The organism is Streptomyces sp. SolWspMP-5a-2 (assembly GCF_900091845.1).
Lineage (GTDB): Bacteria > Actinomycetota > Actinomycetes > Streptomycetales > Streptomycetaceae > Streptomyces > Streptomyces doudnae.
The window spans coordinates 1-25,024 of the sequence record NZ_FMCI01000217.1 but is presented as its reverse complement, the minus strand read 5'-3'; the positions used below and the strand labels follow the sequence as shown (position 1 = coordinate 25,024).

The 25,024-nt window shown below is 72.6% G+C and carries 22 protein-coding genes; 16 read left to right on the top strand and 6 right to left on the bottom strand.

Features of this window, described 5'->3' with window-relative positions:
- Positions 1 to 19 precede the first annotated feature (19 nt).
- The 5 genes from GA0115242_RS21980 to GA0115242_RS21960 are packed head-to-tail and all read left to right on the top strand — an operon-like array spanning position 20 to position 6,897.
- Complete coding sequence (locus GA0115242_RS21980) at positions 20 to 1,054, top strand: ABC transporter permease (protein ID WP_093831092.1); 1,035 nt, start codon at positions 20 to 22, stop codon at positions 1,052 to 1,054.
- On the top strand, positions 1,051 to 1,989 hold the full coding sequence (locus GA0115242_RS21975; protein ID WP_093831090.1) for a carbohydrate ABC transporter permease: 939 nt from the start codon (positions 1,051 to 1,053) through the stop codon (positions 1,987 to 1,989). The genes GA0115242_RS21980 and GA0115242_RS21975 overlap by 4 nt, the downstream gene beginning before the upstream one ends.
- A complete protein-coding gene (locus GA0115242_RS21970; RefSeq protein WP_093831088.1) occupies positions 1,986 to 3,965 on the top strand; it encodes a beta-galactosidase in 1,980 nt (659 codons plus the stop codon). Before GA0115242_RS21975 ends, GA0115242_RS21970 begins: the two co-directional genes overlap by 4 nt.
- Positions 3,962 to 6,148 carry a glycosyl hydrolase family 95 catalytic domain-containing protein gene (locus GA0115242_RS21965; RefSeq protein WP_093831086.1) on the top strand — a complete coding sequence of 729 codons (2,187 nt, stop codon included), beginning with the start codon at positions 3,962 to 3,964 and terminating at the stop codon, positions 6,146 to 6,148. Before GA0115242_RS21970 ends, GA0115242_RS21965 begins: the two co-directional genes overlap by 4 nt.
- 35 nt (positions 6,149 to 6,183) lie before the next feature.
- Entirely contained in the window at positions 6,184 to 6,897 is a 714-nt protein-coding gene (locus tag GA0115242_RS21960) for a glycoside hydrolase family 12 protein (RefSeq protein WP_093831084.1), read from the top strand.
- Between the two features lie 50 nt (positions 6,898 to 6,947).
- On the opposite strand, the gene GA0115242_RS21955 is transcribed toward GA0115242_RS21960, so the two are convergent.
- Both GA0115242_RS21955 and GA0115242_RS21950 read right to left on the bottom strand, forming a co-directional pair.
- Positions 6,948 to 8,996 (bottom strand): glycoside hydrolase family 31 protein, encoded by a 2,049-nt coding sequence (locus GA0115242_RS21955; RefSeq protein WP_093831082.1) that lies wholly within the window; start codon positions 8,994 to 8,996, stop codon positions 6,948 to 6,950.
- A gap of 67 nt (positions 8,997 to 9,063) precedes the next feature.
- On the bottom strand, positions 9,064 to 10,083 hold the full coding sequence (locus GA0115242_RS21950) for a LacI family DNA-binding transcriptional regulator (RefSeq protein ID WP_093831080.1): 1,020 nt from the start codon (positions 10,081 to 10,083) through the stop codon (positions 9,064 to 9,066).
- A 279-nt stretch (positions 10,084 to 10,362) separates the two neighbouring features.
- Here GA0115242_RS21950 and GA0115242_RS21945 point away from each other — a divergent pair, with 279 nt between their 5' ends.
- On the top strand, positions 10,363 to 12,297 hold the full coding sequence (locus GA0115242_RS21945) for an acyl-CoA dehydrogenase family protein (protein ID WP_093831078.1): 1,935 nt from the start codon (positions 10,363 to 10,365) through the stop codon (positions 12,295 to 12,297).
- Between the two features lie 51 nt (positions 12,298 to 12,348).
- On the opposite strand, the gene GA0115242_RS21940 is transcribed toward GA0115242_RS21945, so the two are convergent.
- The gene (locus tag GA0115242_RS21940; protein WP_093831076.1) at positions 12,349 to 12,798 is read right to left on the bottom strand and encodes a lamin tail domain-containing protein; all 450 of its coding nucleotides are present in this window, start codon (positions 12,796 to 12,798) and stop codon (positions 12,349 to 12,351) included.
- Between the two features lie 186 nt (positions 12,799 to 12,984).
- Here GA0115242_RS21940 and dxr point away from each other — a divergent pair, with 186 nt between their 5' ends.
- The 6 genes from dxr (at position 12,985) to GA0115242_RS21910 (ending at position 20,313) form a co-directional block, all read left to right on the top strand.
- Positions 12,985 to 14,244 carry a 1-deoxy-D-xylulose-5-phosphate reductoisomerase gene (gene dxr / locus GA0115242_RS21935; RefSeq protein WP_093831074.1) on the top strand — a complete coding sequence of 420 codons (1,260 nt, stop codon included), beginning with the start codon at positions 12,985 to 12,987 and terminating at the stop codon, positions 14,242 to 14,244.
- An 8-nt stretch (positions 14,245 to 14,252) separates the two neighbouring features.
- Positions 14,253 to 15,545, top strand: a complete 1,293-nt coding sequence (locus GA0115242_RS21930) for a M50 family metallopeptidase (protein WP_176729880.1) — start codon at positions 14,253 to 14,255, stop codon at positions 15,543 to 15,545.
- Positions 15,546 to 15,725: 180 nt separating this feature from the next.
- Positions 15,726 to 16,883 carry a flavodoxin-dependent (E)-4-hydroxy-3-methylbut-2-enyl-diphosphate synthase gene (ispG, locus tag GA0115242_RS21925; protein WP_093831070.1) on the top strand — a complete coding sequence of 386 codons (1,158 nt, stop codon included), beginning with the start codon at positions 15,726 to 15,728 and terminating at the stop codon, positions 16,881 to 16,883.
- A 166-nt stretch (positions 16,884 to 17,049) separates the two neighbouring features.
- Complete coding sequence (locus tag GA0115242_RS21920) at positions 17,050 to 17,898, top strand: GNAT family N-acetyltransferase (RefSeq protein WP_093831068.1); 849 nt, start codon at positions 17,050 to 17,052, stop codon at positions 17,896 to 17,898.
- Between the two features lie 107 nt (positions 17,899 to 18,005).
- Positions 18,006 to 18,536, top strand: coding sequence for a GNAT family N-acetyltransferase (locus tag GA0115242_RS21915; protein WP_093831066.1), 531 nt, complete (start codon positions 18,006 to 18,008; stop codon positions 18,534 to 18,536).
- 73 nt (positions 18,537 to 18,609) lie between these two features.
- The gene (locus GA0115242_RS21910; RefSeq protein ID WP_093831064.1) at positions 18,610 to 20,313 is read left to right on the top strand and encodes a proline--tRNA ligase; all 1,704 of its coding nucleotides are present in this window, start codon (positions 18,610 to 18,612) and stop codon (positions 20,311 to 20,313) included.
- Between the two features lie 110 nt (positions 20,314 to 20,423).
- On the opposite strand, the gene GA0115242_RS21905 is transcribed toward GA0115242_RS21910, so the two are convergent.
- The 3 genes from GA0115242_RS21905 to GA0115242_RS21895 all read right to left on the bottom strand — a co-directional run bounded on the left by GA0115242_RS21905 (position 20,424) and on the right by GA0115242_RS21895 (position 22,508).
- Positions 20,424 to 21,323: an aminoglycoside phosphotransferase family protein gene (locus GA0115242_RS21905; protein WP_093831062.1), complete on the bottom strand. Its 900-nt coding sequence runs from the start codon at positions 21,321 to 21,323 to the stop codon at positions 20,424 to 20,426.
- Positions 21,324 to 21,417: 94 nt separating this feature from the next.
- A complete protein-coding gene (locus GA0115242_RS21900; RefSeq protein WP_093831060.1) occupies positions 21,418 to 21,927 on the bottom strand; it encodes a ferritin-like domain-containing protein in 510 nt (169 codons plus the stop codon).
- A 26-nt stretch (positions 21,928 to 21,953) separates the two neighbouring features.
- Positions 21,954 to 22,508 (bottom strand): hypothetical protein, encoded by a 555-nt coding sequence (locus GA0115242_RS21895; RefSeq protein ID WP_093831058.1) that lies wholly within the window; start codon positions 22,506 to 22,508, stop codon positions 21,954 to 21,956.
- Between the two features lie 202 nt (positions 22,509 to 22,710).
- On the opposite strand from GA0115242_RS21895, the gene rimP reads away from it, so the two are divergent.
- From rimP to GA0115242_RS21870, 4 genes are all read left to right on the top strand, one after another.
- Positions 22,711 to 23,223: a ribosome maturation factor RimP gene (gene rimP / locus GA0115242_RS21885; RefSeq protein ID WP_093831056.1), complete on the top strand. Its 513-nt coding sequence runs from the start codon at positions 22,711 to 22,713 to the stop codon at positions 23,221 to 23,223.
- A 2-nt stretch (positions 23,224 to 23,225) separates the two neighbouring features.
- Positions 23,226 to 24,221, top strand: a complete 996-nt coding sequence (gene nusA, locus GA0115242_RS21880) for a transcription termination factor NusA (protein WP_093831054.1) — start codon at positions 23,226 to 23,228, stop codon at positions 24,219 to 24,221.
- Between the two features lie 129 nt (positions 24,222 to 24,350).
- A complete protein-coding gene (locus GA0115242_RS21875; RefSeq protein WP_093831052.1) occupies positions 24,351 to 24,647 on the top strand; it encodes a YlxR family protein in 297 nt (98 codons plus the stop codon).
- A 147-nt stretch (positions 24,648 to 24,794) separates the two neighbouring features.
- Positions 24,795 to 25,024: translation initiation factor IF-2 N-terminal domain-containing protein (locus tag GA0115242_RS21870; protein WP_141721708.1), on the top strand; the 230-nt coding region annotated here is incomplete at its 3' end.

Genomic DNA, 25,024 nt, shown 5'->3' with positions numbered 1-25,024 from the left:
CGAGGCGAGGAGAACGGCCGTGTCCCACAGCACGGTGCCTCGGAACAGGACCGAGGCCGACCCCCCAGACGGACCCCCGGCGGCGTCCGGCGACGCCACCGGCCCCCCGCGCACCGCCCGCACCGGCCGGGTGCCCCTGCGCGTCCGGCTGCGCCGCGACCGCGTCCTGCTGCTGATGACCCTCCCGGCGCTGCTGCTGGTGCTGCTCTTCAACTACGTGCCGATCCTCGGCAACATCGTCGCCTTCCAGGACTACGACCCCTACATCAGCGACAACGGCGTCGTCTCGATCCTGCACAGCCCCTGGGTCGGCGTCGAGAACTTCCAGCGGATCGTCGCCGACTCGGCGTTCTGGAACGCGGTGAGCAACACCCTGCTGCTGTTCTTCCTCCAGCTCGTGCTGTTCTTCCCGATCCCGATCCTGCTCGCGCTGCTCATCAACAGCGTCGTCAGGCCCCGGGTGCGGGCCCTGTCGCAGGCCGTCCTCTACCTGCCGCACTTCTTCTCCTGGGTGCTGGTCATCGCCGTGTTCCAGCAGCTGTTCGGCGGCGCGGGCATCCTCTCCCAACTGCTGCGTCTGCACGGGTACGACGGGCTCGACATCATGACCGACCCGGACACCTTCAAGCTCCTCGTCACCGCGCAGAGCGTCTGGAAGGACGCCGGGTGGGGGATCATCGTCTTCCTCGCCGCCCTCGCCTCCGTCAGCCCCGACCTCTACGAGGCCGCCGCGATGGACGGCGCGGGCCGCTGGCGCCGCATGTGGCACGTCACGCTGCCCGCGCTGCGCCCGGTCATCGCGCTGCTGCTGGTGCTGCGCGTCGGCGACGCGCTCACCGTCGGCTTCGAGCAGATCCTGCTCCAGCGCGACGCCGTCGGACCCGGCGCGTCCGAGGTCCTCGACACCTTCGTGTGGTGGAACGGCGTCCGCAACCAGGACTTCGGGTACGCGGCCGCGGCCGGTCTGGTCAAGGGCGTGGTCAGCCTGGGGCTGGTCCTCGCCGCCAACAAGGTGGCCCATCTGATGGGCGAGCAGGGGGTGTACAGGAAGTGAGCACCGCCGTCGACCGACAGCAGGCGCGCGCGGCGTCCCGGTGGGCCGCGCCGCCCCGGCCGGTGTGGGAGGAGGAGCCCCGCGCGGCCGGACTCGCGGGCAAGGGCCTGGTGCTCGCCCTCGCCTGCCTCGGCGTCCTCCTCCCGCTCTGGATCGTCGTCGTCACGAGCCTCTCCTCGCGCCGGACCATCGACGAGGCCGGGGGACTGGTGATGGTCCCGCACGACATCACCTTCGTCGCCTACCGCGAACTCCTCAGCGGCGGCCAGGTCACCCGCGCCACCGTCATCAGCGTCCTGGTCACGCTGGTCGGCACCGCGTTCTCGATGACCGTCTCCGTGCTGTGCGCCTACGGGCTCTCGCGCACCGCCTCGGTCGGCCACCGCTGGCTGCTGATGACCCTGCTCGCCACCATGTTCTTCAGCGCGGGCCTGATCCCCACCTACCTGCTCGTGCAGTCCCTCGGACTGACCGACAGCTATCTCGCGCTGATCCTGCCCAGCGCGATCAGCGTCTTCAACATCCTCGTGCTGCGCGGGTTCTTCATGGGCATCTCGCCCGAACTCGTCGACAGCGCGCGCATCGACGGCGCCGGGGACCTCCGCATCCTGTGGCAGATCGTGCTGCCGCTCTCCCGCGCCGTCCTCGCGGTGATCACCCTGTTCTACGCGGTCGGCTACTGGAGCGCCTGGTTCAACGCCTCCCTGTACCTCAACGACCAGGACATGATGCCGTTGCAGAACGTCATGATCCAACTGGTGCAGAAGCAGGAGGCGCCGGTGGGCCTCGGGCAGGCCATCAAGACGGGGGAGCTGTCCGGGCTCGCCGTGCAGATGGCGGTCATGGTGATGGCGCTGCTGCCGGTCGCCGTGCTCTCCCCGTTCGTCCAGCGCCACTTCAAGAAGGGCATGCTGACCGGGGCGGTCAAGGGATGAGCGCCCCGCGCCCCGGCCTCGGCGCCGTGACCCGCGGCCGCATCCTGTTCGGCGGCGACTACAACCCGGAGCAGTGGCCCGAGGTGACCTGGCACGACGACGTCCGCCTGATGCGGGACGCCGGGGTCAACTCCGTCACCGTCGGCGTCTTCTCCTGGTCCCGCCTCGAACCCCGGCCCGGCGTCCGCGAGTTCGGCTGGCTCGACCGGCTGATGGACCTCCTGCACGAGCACGGGATCGGCGTGGTGCTCGCCACCCCCACCTCCGCGCCCCCGCCCTGGCTCGGCAGACTCCACCCCGAGACCCTGCCCAGGGACGCGGACGGACGCGTCGAGTGGTGGGGCGGACGGCAGCACTTCTCCCATTCGAGCGCCGTCTACCGGCGTCACGCCGCGGCCATCACCGAGGACCTCGCCGCCCGCTACGCGCACCACCCCGCCCTCACCCTCTGGCACATCAACAACGAGTACTGCACCGCCGACTGGGGCGACGAGGCCGCCGCCCGCTTCCGGGACTGGCTGCGCGCCCGCCACGGCGACCTCGCGGGACTCAACTCCGCCTGGGGCACCGCCTTCTGGAGCCAGGGCTACGGCGACTGGGCGGAGGTCCTGCCGCCCCGGCACGCGCACTACCTGAAGAACCCCACCCAGGTCCTGGACTTCAAGCGGTTCACCTCCGACATGCTCCTGGAGTGTTACACCGCCGAGCGCGACATCGTGCGCCGTCACACCCCCGGCGTCCCGGTCACCACCAACTTCATGCCGCTGTGGGCCGGTCAGGACGCCTGGCGCTGGGCCGAGGAGGAGGACGTCGTCTCCGTCGACCTCTACCCCGACCCGCGCGACCCCCACGGCGCCCAGCACGGCGCCCTGGTGCAGGACATGACCCGCTCGCAGGCCGGCGGCCCCTGGATGCTCATGGAACAGGCGGCGTCGGCCGTCAACTGGCGGCCCGTCAACCGCCCCAAGCCGCCCGGCCTCAACCGGCTCTGGTCCCTCCAGGCCGTCGCCCGGGGCGCCGACGCCGTCTGCTACTTCCAGTGGCGCCAGTCCCGGCAGGGCGCCGAGAAGTTCCACTCCGGGATGGTCGGCCACGCGGGGGAGCACGGCCGTGCCTTCCGGGAGGTCGGCCGCCTCGGCGCCGAACTCGCCCGCATCGCGCCCGAGGTGACGGGACGTCACAGCCGCGCCGACATCGCCGTGCTGCACGACTGGCACGCCTGGTGGGCGAGCGCCCACGAGGGCCGCCTCTCGACCCGCGTCGACCACGCCGACCTGCTCACCACCTGGCACCGCGCCCTGTGGCGGGCCCACCTCGCCACCGACTTCGCCCACCCCGAGCACGACCTCGGCGCCTACCGGATGGTCGTCGTCCCGCAGCTCTACGCCCTCACCGACCGCGCCGTGGAGAACCTCGTCGGCTACGTCCGCGACGGCGGCACCCTGGTCAGCGGCTTCCTCACCGGCGTCGCCGACCAGGACGACCGGATCAGGGAGGGCGGCATGGACGCCCGGCTGCGCGCCCTGTTCGGCATCCGCACCCTGCACGAGTGGTGGCCCCTGGAGACCGGCGAGACCGCCACCACCGACGCCTTCGACGGCACCCTCTGGTCGGAGGAGATCGACAAGACCCCGGACGCCGTCGCCGAGGCCGTCTACCGGGGCGGCGACCTCGACGGCCTGCCCGCCGTCCTGCGCACCGGCCGCGCCTGGTACCTCTCCACCCTCCCCGCCCCCGACGCCCTGCGCGACCTGCTCGCCTCGATCGCCCGGGACGCCGGGACCGGCCCGGTCCTCGCCGGGCTGCCCGCCGACGTCGAGGCGGTGCGCCGCGGCGACCTGCTCTTCCTGCTCCACCACGGACGCGGAACGGTCACCGTCGAGGTGCCCGGCAGCCACCGCGACCTGCTCACCGGCACCGTCCACACCGGCACGGTCGTGCTCGGCCGGTACGGGGCGGCGGTGCTGGCGCCATGACCCTCGCCCACGGCACCTGGGAACCGCGCCCGGCCACCCGCTGGGAGGACGGCTTCCTGAGCGGCAACGGCCACCACGGCACCCTCGCGTTCGGTGACCCGGACGATGAGCGGGTCGTCGTCACCCAGCACACCCTGGTCCGCCCCAACGGCGGTGAACACGCCCGTCCGCCCGCGCTCGCCGCCCGACTCCGCGCGCTCCAGGACCGGTTGCTCGCCGGGGACCGGCACGCCGCCGACTCCTTCACCGACGGACGCCCCCTCCAGTGGGTGCAGCCCTTCCACCCCGCCTTCCAGATCCGGCTGCGCCGCCCGCCGGGCGAGCGGGCCCGCTACCGGCGCTCCGTCGACTTCACCACCGGCGTCGCCTCGACGGTCTTCGACGGCGGCGACAGCCGGGTCTTCGTCTCCCGCGCCGACGACGTCGTCGTCCAGCGGATCACGGGGCCCGACCTCGACCTCACCCTCGACCACCGCCTGCCCGGGGCGCCGCCCGGCCTCGCCGTCGGCGACAGCGCCGTCCTCACCGCCGACGGCGCCCAGCTCAGCCTGCGCGTGCGCTACCCCGGCGGGGACCGCGCCTACACCGGGCTCACCCTGGTGGCGGCCGACGGCGGCCGGGTCCGGCTGACCCCGCCCGGCGTCCGCGTCACCGGCGCCCGCTCGGTGCTGCTGCTCACCCGGGTGCGGCGGCACACCGGCGAACCCGACCCCACGGAGGACGGCCTGGCCCTGCGCGCCCTGCTGCCGGACGGCCCCGACCCCTACGCCCGCCTCCTTCAGCGGCACACCGCCCGGCACACCGCCGCCTACCGGCGCGTCACCCTCGACCTGGCCGCCGACCCCGCCGAACGCGCTCTGCCCGGCTCCGAGTTGCTCACCCGGCCCGGAAGCCCCGCCCTGCTGGAGCGGCTGTTCGCCGCCGGGCGCTACCACCTGCTCTCCGCCAGCGGCGTCAACCCGCCCCGCCTGACCGGGCTGTGGACCGGCGACTGGGACACCGCCTGGTCCGGCGCCTTCACCAACGACGCCAACCTCAACCTGCAGACCGCCTCGGCCGCCGCGACCGACCTCCCCGAGGTGACCGAGGCCCACGCGTCCCTCGTCCACCGCCAGGCCGGCGACTGGGCCGAGAACGCCCGCGCCGTCTTCGGCGCCCGGGGCACGGTGGCGCCCGCGCACAGCGACGGCGACCGCGGACTCGCCTACCACTTCAGCCGCGAGTACCCGCTGCACCTGTGGACGGCGGGCGCCGACTGGCTGCTGAAACCGCTCGTCGACCACGACGAGACCCGGGGCGCCCGCGACCCGCGCACCGCCGCCGCCCTCGCCCGAGTGGCCCTCTTCTACGAGGACTTCCTCACCCGCACCGACGCCGCCGGACGGCTCGTCCTGGTCCCCTCCTACTCACCGGAGAACCGGCCCGCCGACGGTGGCTGGGGCGCCGTCGACGCGGCCATGGACCTCTCCGCCGCCCGGCACGCCCTGCGCACCGCCGCCGACTACCACCCCGGGCCGGACGCCGACCGCTGGCGCGCGCTCGCCGACCGGCTGCCGCCGCACCGGGTCAACGCCGACGGCGCCCTCGCCGAATGGGCCCGCGAGGGCCTGGACGACCGCTACGACCACCGCCACCTCTCCCATCTCTACGGCGTCTGGCCGCTCGACGAGATCACCCCCTACGACACGCCCGCCCTCGCCGCCGCCGCCCACCGCGCCCTCGCCCTGCGCGGCGCCGAGAACGACTCCGCGCACGGGTACCTCCACCACGCCCTGGTCGCCGCCCGGCTGCGCGACGGCGACCGGGTCGGGCACGCCCTCGACCGGGTGCTGCGCGGCGACTTCTTCCACGACTCCCTGATGAGCGCCCACTACCCGGGGCGCGACGTCTACAACGCGGACGCCGCCCACACGCTGCCCGCCGTGGTCGTCGAGTCGCTGGTGCAGTCGACGCCCGACCGGCTGGTCCTGCTGCCCGCGCCGGTCCGCCCCCGGGGACGACTGCTGGGCGTGCGGACCCGGTTCGGCGCCGGGCTCGACCTCGCCTGGACCCCCGAGAGCTGTACCGCGGTGCTCCGCCCCACCCGCAGCCACCGCGTCGAACTCAGGACTTCCGCCGGCGGCAGGCCGCTCGATCTCGTCGCCGGAGAAGACCACGTCCTCACCCTGACGGGGACGTGGTGACCCGGGTACCTCCCCCCACCCATGGAAGGGACACCATGGCACCGACCACCCTGAGCAGGATCGGCAAGGTCCTGCTGGCCCCCGCCGTCGCCCTCGGCTTCACCGTCGGCGTCGCCTCCGCGCCCGCATCGGCGGCCGTCTGGAACTCCTGCGACCAGTGGGGCAACACCACGCTCAACGGCTACACGCTCTACAACAACATCTGGGGTTCGGGCGCGGGCAGCCAGTGCGTCTGGGCCAACTCCGGTACCAACTGGGGCGTCTGGGCGAACCACCCCAACACCGGCGGCATCAAGTCCTACCCGAACTCCAAGAAGGTGATCAACAAGTCGATCACCTCGCTCGCCTCGCTCACCAGCAGCTACAACGTCACGGTCCCGTCCTCCGGCGCGTACAACACCTCGTACGACATCTGGGACACCGACTACGACTACGAGATCATGCTGTGGGTCAACAAGACCGGCGCGGTCGGGCCGCTCGGCACCTCGCAGGGCAACCTGACCCTCGGCGGCCACACCTGGACCGTCTACAAGGGCAGCAACGGCGCCAACCAGGTCTTCTCCTTCGTCCGCACCTCCAACTCGACCTCCGGCACGGTCGACGTCCTGCCGATCCTGAAGTGGATCAAGGACACCAAGGGCTGGTTCGGCAACGAGACGATCGGCGACGTCCAGTTCGGCTACGAGATCACCTCGTCCTCGGGCGGCCTGGACTTCACCACCAACAACCTGACGGTCAGCAGCAGTTGACCCCGTTCCCGGGGGCGGGGCCGCACCGGTCCCCGCCCCCGGGCGGGCCGCTACCCGGCCACCGGCAGCGACGCCCCGTCCCGCAGGAAGAGCGGGATGCGCTCCAGCGGCGCGTCGACGGTGACCACCCCACCGCCCTCGTAAACGGCGCCGGTCCAGGCGTCCGTCCAGGTCGCCCCGGCGGGCAGGTGGACGTCCCGGGCCCTGGCGCCCGCGTCGAGGACCGGCGCGACCAGCAGGTCAGGGCCGAAGAGGTAGGCGTCGTCCACGGACCAGGCCGCCGCGTCGCCGGGGAACTCCAGGAACAGCGGGCGCATCACCGGCAGCCCCTCCTCGTGCGCCTGCCGCATCACGTCCAGGACGTACGGCCGCAGCCGCTCCCGCAGCCGCAGGTACCGCTCCAGGATCGCGCCCGCCTCCGGGCCGTACGACCAGACCTCGTTGGGCCCGCCGGTCATCTCCGGGCCCAGCGGCGTCCCCGGGTCGCGGAAGCCGTGCAGCCGCATCACCGGGGAGAGCGCGCCGAACTGGAACCAGCGGACCATCACCTCCCGGTACGCCGGGTCGTCCGGGTCGCCGCCGTGGAAGCCGCCGATGTCCGTGTTCCACCACGGGATGCCGGACATCGACGTGTTGAGCCCCGCCGCGATCTGCCGGCGCAGGGTCGGGAAGTCGGTGCCGATGTCACCGGACCACACCGCGGCGCCGTAGCGCTGACTGCCCGCCCACGCCGAGCGGTTGAGGGTGATCACCTCGTCCCGCCCGGACGCCCGCAGCCCCTCGTAGAAGGCGCGGGAGTTCTCCGCCGGGTAACAGTTGCCGACCTCCAGGCCGGGACCCGCCCAGTAGCGCAGGTTCTCCTGGAAACCCGGCTTCAGCTCCGGCTCGCAGGCGTCCAGCCAGAACGCCGAGATGCCGTACGGGTCGAGGTAGTTCTCCTTGATCCTGGACCACACGAACTCCCGGGCCCCCGGGTGGGTGGCGTCGTAGAAGGCGACCTGGACGGTGGAGGCGACCCCCTTGTCCGGCCAGTCGGCGTGCGCCACCGGACCGTACTCGGTGCCGATGAGGTGACCGTTCTGCTCCATCGGCCGGTGGTTCTCGCTGAGCGGCGACACCGAGGGCCACACGCTCACCACCAACGTGATGCCCAGCGCGTCCAGTTCACGCACCATCGCCGCCGGGTCGGGCCACTCCGCCGGGTCGAACCTCCACTCGCCCAGGTGCGTCCAGTGGAAGAAGTCGCAGACGATCGCCGAGATCGGCAGCCCGCGCCGCTTGTACTCCCGTGCCACGGCGAGCAGTTCGTCCTGGGTGCGGTAGCGCAGCTTGCACTGCCAGAACCCGGCCGCCCACGCGGGCAGCATCGGGGTCCGTCCGGTGACCGCGCTGTAGCGGCGCTGCCCGTCGGCGGGGGAGCCCGCGGTGATCCAGTAGTCGATCTGCCGCGCCGCGTCGGCCACCCACCGGGTGCCGTTGCCCGCCAGCTCCACCCGCCCGATCGCCGGGTTGTTCCACAGCAGGGTGTAGCCCCGGCTGGAGGACAGCACCGGCACGGAGACCTCCGCGTTGCGCTGCACCAGGTCCACCACCAGGCCCTTCTGGTCGAGCCGCCCGTGCTGGTGCTGGCCGAGGCCGTACAGCTTCTCGTCGTCGTAGGCGGCGAACCGCTGCTCCAGGCGGTGCCGCCCGCCGCCGACCGGCGTGTACAGGCGCGGGCCCGGCCACCAGAAGTGGGCGCGCTGCTCGGCGAGCAGTTCGCCGCGGTCCTCGGTGCGCAGGAACCGGATCTGCCCCTCGGAGTCCACCTCCACGGTGAGCGCGCCGACCGTCAACTGCCCCGATGTCTCACCGGCTTTGACGCAGGACGAGGACTCCGGCGGGGTGTCGAGCAGCGCGCCCGGCAGGTCCTCGACGAGGGGGCCGCCGAGGCGGGCCCTGACCCGGACCGCGTCCGGACCCCACGGCTCGATCCGCAGGGTCTCCTGACGTCCGCTCCACTCCAGCGCGCCGTCCCGCTCGCGGAAGGTGCCGACGGTGGGCGACGACTGGGCCAGGCTGACCGTGCCCGGTGACTGGTTCTCGGCAGGCTGATTCACGTGGGGTGCTCCTCGACGTGGAGACAGGGGGGTGCCCCGGAGGGCGTGCGGGCGGTGCGCGGACGGGTCAGGCGGGGGTGGCGGCGGGCGCCGGACCCGTGCTGGCCCTGACCGTCAACTCGGGTGCGATCAGCACGACGTCGTCGCTGCCCCGGCCGTCGAGCTTGGCCACGAGCTGCTCGACGGCGCTGCGGCCCATCTCCTGGGCCGGGATGGCGACGGAGGTCAGCCGCACGGACGCCTGCACGGCGACCTGCTCGGGGCAGACGGCGACCACCGACACGTCCTCCGGCACCGCCCGGCCCTGCTGGCGCAGCAGCGCGAGCAGCGGCTCCACCGCCGACTCGTTCTGCACCACGAACCCGGTGGTGCCCGGCCGCTCGTCCAGCACCCGGGCGAGCGTCGCGGCCATCGCGTCGTAGCCGCCCTCGCACGGCCGGTGCAGCAGCCGCACGCCCAGCTCCGAGGCCCGGGACCGGAGTCCGTCCAGGGTCCGTTCGGCGAAACCGGTGTGCCGCTCGTAGACGGCGGCGGCCTCGCCGATGACAGCGATGTCGCGGTGGCCGAGCAGCGCCAGGTGCTCCACGCACAGCGCGCCGGTCGCCCGGAAGTCGAGGTCGACACAGGTGAGCCCGGCGGTGTCGGCGGGCAGCCCGATCAGCACCGACGGCTGGTCGGTGCCGCGCAGCAACGGCAGCCGCTCGTCGTCCAGTTCGACGTCCATCAGGATCATCGCGTCGGCCAGCCCGCTGCCGGCGACCCGGCGGACCGCGTCCGGGCCCTCCTCGCCGGTCAGCAGCAGGACGTCGTAGCCGTGGGCGCGGGCCGCGGTGGCGACCGCGATGGCGATCTCCATCATCACCGGCACGTACATGTCGGTGCGCAGCGGCACCATCAGCGCGATGATGTTCGACCTGCTGCTGGCCAGCGCCCGCGCCCCCGCGTTCGGGTGGTAGCCCAGCTCCCGGATCGACTCCTCGACCCGGGTGCGGGTGGTGGAGGAGATGGACCGCTTGCCGCTGAGGACATAGCTCACCGTGCTCGCCGAGACTCCGGCGTGCTGGGCGACCTCGGCGAGGGTGACCATCCAGCTCTCCCAGCGTGTGAAGCGCTTCGACAGTGCGCGGGGTGTACAGGGGCAGGTGAGGGTGGTTCGACAGTAGCTCCCCTCCGAGGGGGTGTCCATAGGCTGTCGAAGCGCTTCGACTCCGATTCCCGCACCCGCGCCGGACCGCCCGCCGCGCCCCTGCGCCGAACGGCCGCGCGCGGGGTGGTGGCCCCGCCCCGGATCCGGTACATACGTTCAGGTAGCACCCGTCGGTAGCCAGACAGGACCACGATCCCGATCCGCGACGAGGTGGACCCCATGTCCGCACCACCCAGCAGCAGACCCACCGTCTCCGAGCGCGAGGCCCGCGCGGTGGCCGAGGCGGCCCGCGACCAGGAGTGGCGCAAGCCCAGCTTCGCCAAGGAGCTGTTCCTCGGCCGCTTCCGGCTCGACCTGGTCCACCCGCACCCCACCCCCGCCGCCGAGGACGTCCGGCGCGGCGAGGAGTTCCTCGTCCGGCTCCGCGACTTCTGCGAGACCCGGATCGACGGCGCCCTTGTCGAACGCGAGGCGCGCATCCCCGACGAGGTCGTCGAGGGACTCAAGGAACTCGGCGCCCTCGGCATGAAGATCGCCCCCGAGTACGGCGGCCTCGGCCTCACCCAGGTGTACTACAACAAGGCGCTCGCCTTGGTCGGCTCGGCCTCCCCTGCGGTCGGCGTGCTGCTCTCCGCCCACCAGTCGATCGGCGTCCCGCAGCCGGTGAAGCTGTTCGGCACCGACGAGCAGAAGCGGGCCTTCCTGCCCCGCTGCGCCCGCACCGACATCAGCGCCTTCCTGCTCACCGAGCCCGACGTCGGCTCCGACCCGGCCCGCCTGGCCGCGAGCGCGGTCCCCGACGGCGACGACTACCTCCTCGACGGCGTGAAGCTGTGGACCACCAACGGCGTCGTCGCCGACCTGCTGGTGGTGATGGCCAGGGTACCGAGGAGCGAGGGCCACAAGGGCGGCATCACCGCCTTCGTGGTGGAGGCCGACTCGCCCGGGGTCACCGTCGAGAACCGCAACGCCTTCATGGGCCTGCGCGGCATCGAGAACGGCGTCACCCGCTTCCACCGGGTCCGGGTCCCGGCCGCCCACCGCATCGGCCCCGAGGGCGCCGGACTCAAGATCGCCCTGACCACCCTCAACACCGGCAGGCTCTCGCTCCCCGCGTCCTGCGTGGCGGCGGGCAAGTGGTGCCTGAAGATCGCCCGCGAGTGGTCGGCCGCCCGCGAGCAGTGGGGCAAGCCGCTCGCCCACCACGAGGCGGTCGGCGCGAAGATCTCCTTCATCGCGGCCACCACCTTCGCCCTGGAGGCCGTCCTCGACCTGTCCAGCCAGATGGCCGACGAGGACCGCAACGACATCCGCATCGAGGGCGCGCTTGCCAAGCTGTACGCCTCCGAGATGGGCTGGCGGATCGCCGACGAACTGGTCCAGCTCCGCGGCGGCCGGGGCTTCGAGACCGCCGCCTCCCTCGCCGCCCGCGGCGAACGGGCCGTCCCCGCCGAGCAGTTGCTGCGGGACCTGCGCATCAACCGCATCTTCGAGGGCTCCACCGAGATCATGCACCTGCTGATCGCGCGGGAGGCCGTCGACGCCCACCTCGCCGTGGCCGGGAACCTCATCGACCCCGAGGCGTCCCTCCAGGACAAGGCGCGGGCGGGCGCGAACGCCGGGGTCTTCTACGCCAGATGGCTGCCCAGGCTGGTCGCCGGACAGGGCCAGCTCCCGGGCGCCTACGGGGAGTTCCGCCACGGGACCGACCTCTCCCGGCATCTGCGCTACGTGGAGCGGACCGCCCGGAGGCTGGCCCGCGCCACCTTCTACGGCATGTCCCGCTGGCAGGGCCGGATGGAGACCAAGCAGGGCTTCCTCGGCCGGATCGTCGACATCGGCGCCGAACTGTTCGCGATGAGCGCGGCCTGCGTACGGGCCGAACTCCTGCGCGCCAGGGGCGAACACGGCCGCGAGGCGTACCAGCTCGCCGACGCCTTCTGCCGACAGTCCCGCATCCGCGTCGAGGAACTCTTCGGACGGCTGTGGACCAACACCGACGACCTGGACCGCAAGGTCGTCGAGGGGGTCCTCGCGGGCACCTACACCTGGCTGGAGGACGGCGTCGTCGACCCCTCGGGGGAGGGCCCCTGGATCGCGGCGACCGATCCGGGGCCCTCGCGGGAGGAGAACGCGCACCGGAAGATCGGCTGACCGACCGGGCCCGCCGTCCTCCCCGGCGACGGGCCCGCCCCGCGGGGCGCCCTAGCAGTACTTGTCGCTCGGGTCCCGCGTCGTCCACGAGCAGGAGTCGACCTTGCTGCCGCCGGCCCTGGTCAGCGTCGCGGTGTCGCTGGTGTTGTTCCAGACGTACGCCCGCCGGTTCTGGAACTTGTCCGACGCGGTGTCCGTGCCCTTGCCGGTCCGGATCTTCATGTACTTCCCGGCCCCGATCCTGACGTCCTTGAAGGTGTACCGGTGGTTCGAGGCGTCCTTGAGGACCCAGCCCTTGAGGGCGACGGCGGACCGGCCGGTGTTCCTGATCTGCACCCACTCGGCGTTCAGGCTCCGGTTCGAGCGATCGTCGGGGCCGGGGCTGTCGAACCAGACGTGGTGGATGACGACCCCGCCGGCGGCCTCGGCGGGCGAGCTGAGCAGGGTGCCGGTCAGGACGGCGGCGCCCGCGAGAGCGGGCAGAGCGGCGCGCATGCGCATGGATATCCCCCCGGATGTCCGTTCGCCGGTCGGTCGTCCGCCGACCGGTAGGCCAAGTGCTATCACAGGATCTTCACCCGGATCTGACAAAGGCGGTTTTCCCTGCAATCGACCCAAGGAGCGACAAGCCACCCGCCCGAGGGACGCCCTGTCCTGCCACCCTCCGGATACGGCAACAATGGGGGGATGAGCGACAGTCCAGCACCCCTCGCCGACCCCCACCGCGTCTACGACCCCGTGGCGGGCGGCGGCCCCAAGGATCTGGTGATCCTCGGATCCACCGGGTCGATCGGCACCCAGGCCATCGACCTCGTGCTGCGCAACCCCGACCGCTTCGCGGTCACCGGCATCTCCGCCGACGGCGGGCGCCTGTCCCTGCTCGCCGAGCAGGCCCACCGGCTGCGGGTGCGGACCGTCGCCGTCGCCCGGGACAGCGTCGTACCGGCCCTGCGCGAGGCGCTCTCCGCGCGCTACGGCACCGAACCGCTCCCCGAGATCCTCGCGGGCCCGGACGCCTCCACCGAACTGGCGGCCACCGCCTGCCACACCGTGCTCAACGGCATCACCGGCTCCATCGGCCTCGCGCCCACCCTCGCCGCGCTCGGCGCGGGCCGCACCCTCGCGCTCGCCAACAAGGAGTCGCTCATCGTGGGCGGACCCCTGGTCAAGGCGCTGGCCGAGCCCGGCCAGATCATCCCGGTCGACTCCGAGCACGCGGCCCTCTTCCAGGCCCTGGCCGCCGGCACCCGCGCCGACGTCCGCAAGCTCGTCGTCACCGCCTCCGGCGGCCCCTTCCGCGGCCGGAGCAGGGCCGACCTGGCCCGCGTCACCGTCGAGGAGGCCCTCGCCCATCCCACCTGGGCGATGGGCCCGGTGATCACGATCAACTCCGCGACCCTCGTCAACAAGGGCCTGGAGGTGATCGAGGCGCACCTCCTCTACGACATTCCCTTCGACCGCATTGAGGTGGTCGTGCACCCCCAGTCGTATGTTCACTCGATGGTGGAGTTCACGGACGGATCGACCCTGGCCCAGGCGACGCCCCCCGACATGGGTGGGCCGATCGCCATCGGCCTCGGCTGGCCCGAACGGGTACCGGACGCGGCCCCCGCGTTCGACTGGAGCAAGGCGTCGACCTGGGAGTTCTTCCCCCTGGACGACGAGGCGTTCCCCTCGGTGAACCTCGCCAGGCACGTGGGCGGGCTCGCGGGGACCGCCCCGGCGGTGTTCAATGCCGCCAACGAGGAGTGCGTCGAGGCCTTCCGCGCCGGCGCGCTGCCGTTCAACGGGATCATGGACACCGTGACCCGGGTGGTCGAGGAGCACGGCACCCCGGACACGGGAACCTCGCTCACCGTTCAGGACGTCCTCGAAGCGGAGACCTGGGCACGGGCCCGTGCCCGGGAACTGACAGCGCAGACGGCGACCGCGGAGGCGCGTGCATGACGTCCTTGATGATGATCCTCGGCATAGTCGTCTTCGCGTTCGGCCTGCTGTTCTCGATCGCCTGGCACGAGCTCGGCCACCTCTCCACGGCCAAGCTGTTCGGCATCCGGGTCCCGCAGTACATGGTCGGCTTCGGCCCGACGATCTTCTCCCGCACCAAGGGCGACACCGAGTACGGGATCAAGGCCGTCCCGCTCGGCGGCTACATCCGCATGATCGGCATGTTCCCGCCGGGCCCCGACGGCCGCCTGGAGGCCCGCTCCACCTCGCCCTGGCGCGGCATGATCGAGGACGCCCGTTCGGCCGCCTTCGAGGAACTGCGCCCCGGCGACGAGACCCGCCTCTTCTACACCCGTGCCCCGTGGAAGCGGGTCATCGTGATGTTCGCGGGCCCCTTCATGAACCTGGTCCTCGCGGTCGCGCTGTTCTTCGTCGTCCTGATGGGCTTCGGGATCTCCCAGCAGACCACCACGGTCAGCTCCGTCTCCCAGTGCGTCATCGCGCAGAGCGAGAACCGCGACAGCTGCCGGACCGGCGACCCCGCCTCCCCGGCCGCCGCCGCGGGGCTCAAGGCGGGCGACAAGATCCTCTCCTTCGGCGGGGTGCGGACCCAGGACTGGGACAGGCTCTCCGACCTGATCCGCGCCAACCCCGGCAAGGACGTCCCGATCGTCGTCCAGCGCGACGGCAAGGACCTCACCCTGCACGCGACCATCGCCACCAACCAGGTCGCCAAGAAGGACTCCGGCGGGGCCATCGTCCAGGGCCAGTACGTCAAGGCCGGATTCCTCGGCTTCAGCGCCGCCACCGGCATCGTCCGCCAGGACTTCGGCGACTCCGTGACCTGGATGGGCGACCGCGTCGGCGACGCCGTCGACTCCATCGTGGCCCTGCCCGGCAAGATCCCCGGCCTCTGGGACGCCGCCTTCGGCGACGGCAAGCGGGCCGCGGACTCCCCGATGGGCGTGGTCGGCGCCGCCCGCGTCGGCGGTGAGATCTTCACCCTCGACATCCCGGCCAGCCAGCAGCTCGCGATGTTCGTCATGCTGGTCGCGGGCTTCAACCTCTCGCTGTTCCTGTTCAACATGCTCCCGCTGCTCCCGCTCGACGGCGGCCACATCGCCGGCGCCCTGTGGGAGGCGCTGCGCCGCAACGCGGCCAAGGTGCTGCGCCGCCCGGACCCCGGTCCGTTCGACGTGGCGAAGCTCATGCCGGTCGCCTACGTGGTGGCCGGGATCTTCGTCTGCTTCACCATCCTGGTCCTGATCGCGGACGTGGTGAACCCGGTGCGGATCTCCTAGGACGGCTCCTGGACACCCGCGGTTCACGGCGGCCCGGCACCCTCGGTGCCGGGCCGCCTTCCATCGGGTGGGTTTCCCCCTGTGATGTGCTCGGGCCAAGACATGTGTCGTAATCTCGAAGCCTGGAGCCCGATGACTGCGGGACCGGAGCCTGATCCACGACTTGGGGTTGCACAGCAGATGACTGCGATTTCTCTCGGCATGCCGTCCGTCCCGACCCGGCTCGCCGAGCGCCGGAAGAGCCGGCAGATCCAGGTCGGCTCCGTCGCCGTCGGCGGTGACGCCCCCGTCTCCGTGCAGTCGATGACCACGACGCGCACCTCCGACATCGGCGCCACGCTCCAGCAGATCGCCGAGCTGACGGCGTCCGGCTGCCAGATCGTGCGGGTGGCGTGCCCGACGCAGGACGACGCGGACGCGCTGTCGACGATCGCCCGCAAGTCGCAGATCCCGGTCATCGCCGACATCCACTTCCAGCCGAAGTACGTCTTCGCGGCGATCGAGGCCGGATGCGCCGCCGTCCGCGTCAACCCCGGCAACATCAAGCAGTTCGACGACAAGGTCAAGGAGATCGCCAAGGCCGCAAAGGAGCACGGCACGCCCATCCGCATCGGCGTCAACGCCGGTTCGCTGGACCGCCGTCTGCTCCAGAAGTACGGCAAGGCCACCCCCGAGGCGCTCGTCGAGTCCGCGCTGTGGGAGGCGTCCCTCTTCGAGGAGCACGACTTCCGCGACATCAAGATCTCCGTCAAGCACAACGACCCGGTCATCATGATCGAGGCGTACAAGCAGCTCGCCGCCCAGTCGGACTACCCCCTGCACCTCGGCGTCACCGAGGCGGGCCCCGCCTTCCAGGGCACCATCAAGTCCGCCGTCGCCTTCGGCGCCCTCCTCTCCCAGGGCATCGGCGACACCATCCGCGTCTCCCTCTCGGCGCCGCCCGCCGAGGAGGTCAAGGTCGGCATCCAGATCCTGGAGTCCCTCAACCTCAAGCAGCGCGGCCTGGAGATCGTCTCCTGCCCGTCCTGCGGCCGCGCCCAGGTCGACGTCTACAAGCTCGCCGAAGAGGTCACCGCCGGACTCACCGGCATGGAGGTCCCGCTGCGGGTCGCCGTCATGGGCTGCGTCGTCAACGGCCCCGGCGAGGCCCGCGAGGCCGACCTCGGCGTCGCCTCCGGCAACGGCAAGGGCCAGATCTTCGTCAAGGGCGAGGTCATCAAGACCGTCCCCGAGTCGAAGATCGTCGAGACCCTCATCGAGGAGGCCATGAAGCTGGCGGCCCAGATGGAGGCCGACGGCATCACCTCCGGCGAGCCGTCGGTGGCGGTCGCGGGCTGACACCACCCGGTCCTGCGCACCCCCCGTCACCCGATCCGGTGACGGGGGGTGCGTCGTCCACGACGGTCGGGAGCCCCCGCCGCCCGCCCTCCCACAGGGGCGGCGCCGCACAATTTCGGCGGGTACAGTGCGGAGATCAGCAGAACCCCAGGGTGAGGCCCCGCACGTGTTGACCCAGACCACCTCCCGGGTGCTCGAACCGAGCGACCTTGACGCCGCGCTCGCCATCCTCGGCCGCGAGCCGGTCACCAATGCCTTCGTGACCTCCCGGGTCCAGATCGCCGGGCTCGACCCCTGGCGGCTCGGCGGCGAGATGTGGGGCTTCTACGAGGACGGCATGCTGACGTCCCTCTGCTACGCCGGCGCCAACCTCGTCCCGATCTGCGCCACCCCGCGCGCCGTGCGCGCCTTCGCCGACCGCGCCCGCCGCGCCGGACGCCGCTGCTCCTCCATCGTCGGCCCCGCCGGACCCACCACCCAGCTCTGGCGCCTGCTCGAACCGAGCTGGGGCCCGGCCCGCGAGGTACGCGCCCACCAGCCCCTCATGGTCACCGACCGGATGCCCGCCGACATCGCCCCCGACCCGTACGTCCGCCGCATCCGCAAGGACGAGATGGAAACGATCATGCCGGCCTGCGTGGCGATGTTCACCGAGGAGGTCGGCGTCTCCCCGATGGCGGGCGACGGCGGCCTCCTCTACCAGGCCCGCGTCGCCGAACTGGTCGGCTCCGGACGCTCCTTCGCCCGCGTCGACGAACGCGGCAACGTCGTCTTCAAGGCCGAGATCGGCGCCGCCACCACCCAGGCCTGCCAGATCCAGGGCGTCTGGGTCGCCCCCGAGTACCGCGGCCAGGGCCACGCGGCCCCCGGCATGGCGGCCGTCCTGCGCTACGCCCTCGCCGACGTCGCCCCCGTGGTCAGCCTCTACGTCAACGACTTCAACACCGCGGCCAGGCGCACCTACCACCGCGTCGGCTTCCAGGAGGTCGGCGCCTTCACGAGCGTCCTCTTCTAGGACCTGCCGTCCGGACCGGGCGCCGGGGCACGGCGCGTCATCCGCACGACGGACCCCGGCTGACGCCCCGTCCGGCACCGCGCCCGCCACCCCTGTACCCTCCCCGCATGGACCTCGTCATCGGCCCCCTCGACCTGTCCGCCCACGTCGACGAGGCCCTCGCCGTCCAGGCCGTCGCGTTCGGCCTCGACGCCGACGAAGTCGCCGTGCGCCGCCAGATCGTCCTGCGCCACATGGCCTACCCCGGCGCCCGCGCGCTCGGCGTCACCGAGGGCGGCCACCTCGTCGGATTCGTCTACGGCATGCCCAACGACCGCACCCACTGGTGGTCCACCGTCGTCGAGCCCTACCTCCGCGCCCAGGACCACGACGGCTGGCTCGACGACTCCTTCGTCATCACCGAGCTGCACGTCCACCCCCACCACCAGAACCGGGGCGTCGGGCGCGCCCTCATCACCCGCATCACCGACAGCGCCGCCGAGCCCCGCTCGATCCTCTCGGCCATCGACACCGACAGCCCCGCCCGCGGCCTCTACCACTCGCTCGGCTACCAGGACCTGGCCCGCCGGGTCCTCTTCCCGAGCGCCCCCAGGCCCTACGCGGTGATGGGCGCCCCCCTCCCGCTGCGCCGCCGATAACCGATTTCCACCCGCACAGCGGCCCCGGCTAACCTCCTAGCCATCACCCTTTCCCGGCAGGAGTACGAGAACCATGGCGAACGCACCGGTCCAGCGCATGTCCCGTTTGATGGCGAAGACGCTGCGCGACGACCCGGCCGACGCCGAGGTCCTCAGCCACAAGCTGCTCGTGCGCGCCGGTTACGTCCGCCGCACCGCCGCCGGCATCTGGAGCTGGCTGCCGCTGGGCAAGCGGGTCCTCGCCAACGTCGAGCGGATCGTCCGCGAGGAGATGGACGCCATCGGCGCCCAGGAGGTGCTGCTCCCCGCCCTGCTGCCGCGCGAGCCCTACGAGGCGACCGGCCGCTGGGAGGAGTACGGCGCGGAACTCTTCCGCCTCCAGGACCGCAGGGGCGCCGACTACCTCCTCGGCCCCACCCACGAGGAGATCTTCACCCAGCTGGTCAAGGACCAGGCGTCCTCCTACAAGGACCTGCCCGTCATCCTCTACCAGATCCAGCACAAGTACCGTGACGAGGCCCGCCCCCGGGCCGGGATCCTGCGCGGCCGCGAGTTCCTGATGAAGGACTCCTACTCCTTCGACACCGAGGACGAGGGCCTGGCCCACTCCTACGCCCTGCACCGCCAGGCCTACCAGCGGGTCTTCGAGCGCCTCGGCCTCGACTACCGCATCTGCGCGGCCACCGCGGGAGCCATGGGCGGCTCCAAGTCCGAGGAGTTCCTGGCCCCCGCCGAAGCGGGCGAGGACACCTTCGCCGACTGCCCGAACTGCGACTTCGCCGCCAACACCGAGGCGATCACCTACGAGCTGAAGCCGGCCGACGCGTCCGCCGTGCCCGCCCTGGAGGAGATCCCCACCCCCGACACCCCGACCATCGAGACCCTCGCCGCCCACCTCGGCGTCCCCGCCTCCGCCACCCTGAAGAACCTCCTGGTCACGGTGGACGGCGAGATCGTCGCCGTCGGCGTCCCCGGCGACCGTGAGGTCGACCTCGGCAAGGTGGAGGCGCACTTCGCCCCGGCCACCGTCGAACTGGTCACCGCCGAGGACTTCACCGGCCGCCCCGACCTGGTCCGCGGCTACGTCGGACCGCAGGGCCTGGAGAAGGTCACCTACCTCGCCGACCCCAGGATCGCCCCCGGCACCGCCTGGATCACCGGCGCCAACAAGCCCGGCACGCACGCCAGGAACGTCGTCGCGGGCCGCGACTTCGACGTCGACGCCTACGTCGACGTCGTCGTCGTCCAGGAGGGCGACCCCTGCCCCCGCTGCGGCACCGGCCTCAAGCTGGACCGCGCCATCGAGATCGGCCACATCTTCCAGCTCGGCCGCAAGTACGCCGACGCCCTCAAGCTCGACGTCCTCGGCCAGCAGGGCAAGCCGGTCCGCGTCACCATGGGCTCCTACGGCATCGGCGTCTCCCGCGCCGTCGCGGCCCTCGCCGAGCAGACCGCCGACGAGCACGGGCTGGTCTGGCCCCGCGAGGTCGCCCCCGCCGACGTCCACGTGGTCGCCGCGGGCAAGGCGCTGCAGACCGAACTCGCCCTGGACGTCGCGGAGAAGCTCCGCGAGGCCGGACTCCGCGTCCTCGTCGACGACCGCGCCGGGGTCTCTCCCGGCGTCAAGTTCACCGACGCGGAACTGATCGGCGTGCCGCACATCCTGGTGGCCGGCCGCCGCTCCGCCGAGGGCGTCCTGGAACTGAAGGACCGCAGGAGCGGCGAGCGCGAGGAACTGACCGTGGACGACGCGATCGCCCGCCTCCGCGCCCTCTGACCGCACCCGGAGCCCCACGGACTCCCACCGGCCGTCCCCCGACCGCGGCGCGCGACACCGCGCCGCCCGGGAAGGGGACGGCCGCTACCGCCCCGCCCCGCCGACCCGCCTCACAGCCACCCGGCGAACTCCAGCAGCAGCTCCGCGTCCTTCGGGCGTCCCACCCGCAGCGCCCGCACCCCGGACTCCACCGCCCGGAACAGCGCCCAGCCCCGCAGCCGGTCCTGGTCCACGTCAAGGGACTCCGCCAGCCGCTTCACCCGCCGCCGCGCGGTCGACGCCCCGGACGGCACCGCGATCAGGTCCTCGACCCGGTCGCGCACCAGCCGGGCGAGGTCGAAGGCGCACTCCCCGACCACCGGGTCGGGACCCACCGCGAGCCACGGCGAACGCTCGCCCGCGAGCACCTTGCTCTGCCGGAACGTCCCGTGCAGCAGCCGCCGTTCCTGCCCGGCCTCCAGCAGCTCGTCCCGGGCCATCAGCGCCGCGTCGACCAACTGCGCCACCTCCGGACGCGCCGCGGCCGTCGCCCGCATCGCCGCGGCCTGCCGCCCGGTGCGCTCCGCCACCGTCTCGAAGGAGTGGTCGGCGGGCGGTTCCACCCACAGCCTGCGCAGCGTCCCGGCCGCCTCCAGCAGCGCCCTCGCCTCCGGCAGCGACCGCACCGAGACGTCCGGATGCAGCCGCTCCAGCAGCAGTTCGCCGTCCGGCCCGGCGGGCTCCAGCAGCCGCACGGCACCGCGCCCCGCCCAGTGCGCCAGCGCGGCCCGCTCGCTCTCCGGACGGGCCCGGGGCGGCGCCAGCTTCAGCACGGCGGGGGCGCCGTCGGCCAGCCGCACCAGCACGACCAGGCTGCTGCGTCCGCCGGGCTCCTGCACCCGCTCCACCGTGGACCCGCGCCGCTCGACCGCGTCCCGGGCCGTCCCGGGCAGCCTCGCCAGCCAGTCGTCACCCCCGGGCGCCGTCTCACCGAGCGCCCGGAGCAGCCGCCTGGGCGGTTCGAAAGCCATGCGCGAGTCGTTCCCTTCTGTCGATCGCCCGTCCGAGGGGCCGCTTCGTCCGGCGCTGTGCCACCGGCGCCGTCAGCTCACGACGGCGCGCGCGTCATCCCGCGGGGGTCGCGGGAGTCGCGGGGGTGGCAGGGGTCGCCGGGGTGGCAGGGGCCGACGGGGTCGCGCCGGCGGACGCCCGTTCGGCCAGCCCAGGGAAGGCTACGCTCTCCCCGCGCCAGCGCACCGCACGGACGGCGGCCTCCCGCAGCCCCTCGGCCGCGGTGCGCCGCCGGTCGCCCGACGACGCCCGCACCAGGTCCGAGTAGACCCCGGCGACCCGCTCCTCCAGCTCGGCGGCCAGCCGCACCGCCCCGGCCTGGTCGGTCACCGCGAACGGCAGCGCGTACCCGGCGGACGCGGCCACCGGTGTGCCGCCCAGCTCCCGCACCTGCCGCGCCAGCACGTCCCGCCTGGCCCGGTGCGCCTCGTACGCCGCCCGCGCCTCGGCCCGCCGCGCGGCCCTGACCTGCCCGCCGACCACGCCGTACCCGTACACCGCCGCGTGCTCGGCGCCCAGCGCCGCCTGCAGCGCCGTCAGCATCCGCCGGTCACCGTCGCTCACCGGTCCCCCTCCGTCCGTCGCCCCGCTCACTTCGCGTTCCCGTTCTCCGTCAGCAGATACACGTGCGCCGCCCCGGCCGCCGCCACCGACGCCAGCAGGCGGGCCGGTTCGCCCGGAAGGTCGAGAAGGTCCTCGGTGCGCCGGTCGGCCAGGGCGCGTTCGGCGGCGGCCAGTCCGGCGAGGGCGTCCTTCTCGGTCGCCGGGGCGGAGGGCGCGGCCGAACCCGTGGGCGTGGGCGTCGACTTGGCGCCACCGGCGCCCTTCGCCGGCTGCCCGCTCTCCCGCGCCGTCCAGCCGAACGCCCGCGCGTGCCGGTCCACCTCGGCCCGCAGCGGCGCGAGCCGGCCCGCGAGCGCGGGGAACGCGGCGATCGCCGCGTCGTACCGCTCGCGCAGGGCCGCGCTGTCCCGGGCGGCGCGCTCCCGCGCCCGCTCGGCCGCGGCCGAACTGCCGTCGCCCGCCCCGCCGTCGCCGCCGGAACCCGGCGAACAGGCCGCCAGCAGGGCGGCCCCGACGGCCGAGACGAGCACGGATCTTCTGCGCGGACCCGCGAGGGGGCGCGGCGGTGAGGGGTACGGCACGGCAGGCGTCCTCGGGGCTCGTACGAACACACGGGCGGGGAAGGGCGGCCCGCCGTGATCACCGTACCCGCGCCCCCGGCGATCGCCGCTCATCGGCACCGCACGTCCCCGGGGTGGACGGCAACACACCCCGCGACCGGATACCCTTTGACCAGACACGCGACCATCCCACAACAGCACACGCGGCCGAGGAGTCACCCGGATGAGCACCACCCAGAGCGAGAGGCTGCGAGCACTGCTGGAACCGCTCGTCGGCTCCCAGGGACTGGATCTCGAGGAGATCGCGGTGGACTCCGTGGGACGCAAGCGGGTGCTGCGGGTGGTCGTCGACTCGGACGACGGCGCGGACCTCGACCGGATCGCCGATGTGAGCCGCGCGCTCTCGGCGAAGCTCGACGAGACCGACGCGATGGGCGAGGGCGAGTACACCCTGGAGGTCGGCACCCCGGGCGCGGAGCGGCTCCTTGAGGAGCACCGCCACTACCGCCGCGCGGTGGACCGCCTGGTGACGTTCCGGCTGACCGACGGCACCGAGCTGGTGGCCAGGATCCTGACCGTCGACGAGGACGCGCTCGACGTCGAGGTGCCCGGGGTGAAGGGGCGCAGGCCCACCGCCCGGCGGATCGCCCTCGCGGACGTCGACAAGGCGCGCGTGCAGGTCGAGTTCAACCGCAAGGACAAGAACGTCGGCGACGACAAGGAAGAGGAGGCGTAGCCGTGGACATCGACATGAGCGCCCTGCGGGGCTTGGTGCGGGAGAAGGAGATCTCCTTCGACCTGTTGGTCGAGGCGATCGAGTCCGCCCTCCTCATCGCGTACCACCGCACCGACGGCAGCCGCCGCCGCGCGCGCGTGGAGCTCAACCGGGACAGCGGACACGTCACGGTGTGGGCGAAGGAGGACCCGGAGGACCTGGAGGAGGACCAGCAGCCGCGCGAGTTCGACGACACCCCGTCGGACTTCGGCCGGATCGCGGCCACCACGGCCAAGCAGGTCATCCTCCAGCGGCTGCGCGACGCCCAGGACGACGCGACGCTCGGTGAGTACGCCGGCCGCGAGGGCGACATCGTGATGGGCGTCGTCCAGCAGGGCCGCGACCCGAAGAACGTGCTGGTCGACATCGGCAAGCTGGAGGCCATCCTGCCGGTGCAGGAGCAGGTCCCCGGCGAGACGTACCAGCACGGCATGCGGCTGCGCTCGTACGTCGTCCGGGTGGCGAAGGGCGTGCGCGGTCCGTCCGTGACCCTCTCGCGCACACATCCCAATCTGGTGAAGAAGCTGTTCGCCCTCGAGGTGCCCGAGATCGCCGACGGCTCCGTCGAGATCTCCGCGATCGCCCGCGAGGCCGGTCACCGCACCAAGATCGCCGTCCGCTCCACCCGGTCGGGGCTGAACGCCAAGGGCGCCTGCATCGGCCCGATGGGCGGCCGGGTGCGCAACGTGATGGGCGAGCTGAACGGCGAGAAGATCGACATCGTCGACTGGTCGGACGACCCGGCGGAGATGGTCGCCAACGCGCTCTCCCCGGCCCGCGTCTCCAAGGTGGAGGTCGTGGACCTCGCCGCCCGCTCCGCGCGGGTGACGGTCCCCGACTACCAGCTCTCCCTGGCCATCGGCAAGGAGGGCCAGAACGCCCGCCTCGCCGCCCGGCTCACCGGCTGGCGGATCGACATCCGGCCGGACACCGAGGAGCAGGGCCAGTCCGAGGAGTAGGCGGCCGGGGCAGGCGGCCGGGGAATAGATCCAAGCCGCCGTCCGCTGAGATCACGACAGTTCTTGCGCGGCAGGTGTTCGATTGTTGCCCCGAACGGGTGAGGTCGGCGCGGGGAGGTAGACTTGAAGGTGTCTGGCCGGACGCGAGCCCGCGCATGCCCTGAACGCACCTGTGTGGGGTGCAGGCAGCGAGCGGCCAAACAAGAACTGCTGCGCATCGTGGCGGTCGAGGGTGAATGTCTCCCCGATCATCGCGGTACGCTGCCCGGCCGGGGTGCCTACGTGCACCTCGCCCTGGTCTGTCTCGACCTGGCGGTACGCCGCCGGGCGTTCACGAGGGCGTTGCGTGCCCCGGGAGCGCTCGACACAAAGGCGTTGCGCCTCTACGTCGAGCAGGCAATCGTTGCCCAGCAGGCAACACCGTAAGAAGCGTCGTGCGGAACCTCCGTGCGGCCCTGGTACCTCGCGAGTCGGAAGTAGGTCGAGATTGCGATGAGCACTCGATGAGTACGCGATGAGTACGCCCATGAAGTAGCGACGGTCCGGCCGCAACCCGGACCTAAAAGGAGCGAAGTGGCTAAGGTCCGGGTATACGAACTCGCCAAGGAGTTCGGTGTGGAGAGCAAGGCCGTCATGGCCAAGCTCCAGGAACTCGGTGAATTCGTCCGTTCGGCGTCTTCGACGATCGAGGCGCCCGTAGTACGCAAGCTGACCGACGCGTTCCAGGGCGGCGGCAAGCCGGCCCCGCGCAAGGCAGCCCCCAGGCCCGCCGCGCCCCAGGCGCAGGCGGCACGTCCGGCTGC

What these genes read in the sequence shown, in the direction of transcription:
- GA0115242_RS21960 (WP_093831084.1), top strand. Translation starts at nt 6,184, where the DNA reads ATGGCACCGACCACCCTGAGCAGGATCGGCAAGGTCCTGCTGGCCCCC.
- GA0115242_RS21905 (WP_093831062.1), bottom strand. Translation starts at nt 21,323, where the DNA reads ATGGCTTTCGAACCGCCCAGGCGGCTGCTCCGGGCGCTCGGTGAGACG.
- GA0115242_RS21965 (WP_093831086.1), top strand. Translation starts at nt 3,962, where the DNA reads ATGACCCTCGCCCACGGCACCTGGGAACCGCGCCCGGCCACCCGCTGG.
- ispG (WP_093831070.1), top strand. Translation starts at nt 15,726, where the DNA reads ATGACTGCGATTTCTCTCGGCATGCCGTCCGTCCCGACCCGGCTCGCC.
- GA0115242_RS21915 (WP_093831066.1), top strand. Translation starts at nt 18,006, where the DNA reads ATGGACCTCGTCATCGGCCCCCTCGACCTGTCCGCCCACGTCGACGAG.
- dxr (WP_093831074.1), top strand. Translation starts at nt 12,985, where the DNA reads ATGAGCGACAGTCCAGCACCCCTCGCCGACCCCCACCGCGTCTACGAC.
- rimP (WP_093831056.1), top strand. Translation starts at nt 22,711, where the DNA reads ATGAGCACCACCCAGAGCGAGAGGCTGCGAGCACTGCTGGAACCGCTC.
- GA0115242_RS21910 (WP_093831064.1), top strand. Translation starts at nt 18,610, where the DNA reads ATGGCGAACGCACCGGTCCAGCGCATGTCCCGTTTGATGGCGAAGACG.
- GA0115242_RS21945 (WP_093831078.1), top strand. Translation starts at nt 10,363, where the DNA reads ATGTCCGCACCACCCAGCAGCAGACCCACCGTCTCCGAGCGCGAGGCC.
- GA0115242_RS21970 (WP_093831088.1), top strand. Translation starts at nt 1,986, where the DNA reads ATGAGCGCCCCGCGCCCCGGCCTCGGCGCCGTGACCCGCGGCCGCATC.
- GA0115242_RS21940 (WP_093831076.1), bottom strand. Translation starts at nt 12,798, where the DNA reads ATGCGCATGCGCGCCGCTCTGCCCGCTCTCGCGGGCGCCGCCGTCCTG.
- GA0115242_RS21950 (WP_093831080.1), bottom strand. Translation starts at nt 10,083, where the DNA reads ATGGTCACCCTCGCCGAGGTCGCCCAGCACGCCGGAGTCTCGGCGAGC.
- GA0115242_RS21930 (WP_176729880.1), top strand. Translation starts at nt 14,253, where the DNA reads ATGATGATCCTCGGCATAGTCGTCTTCGCGTTCGGCCTGCTGTTCTCG.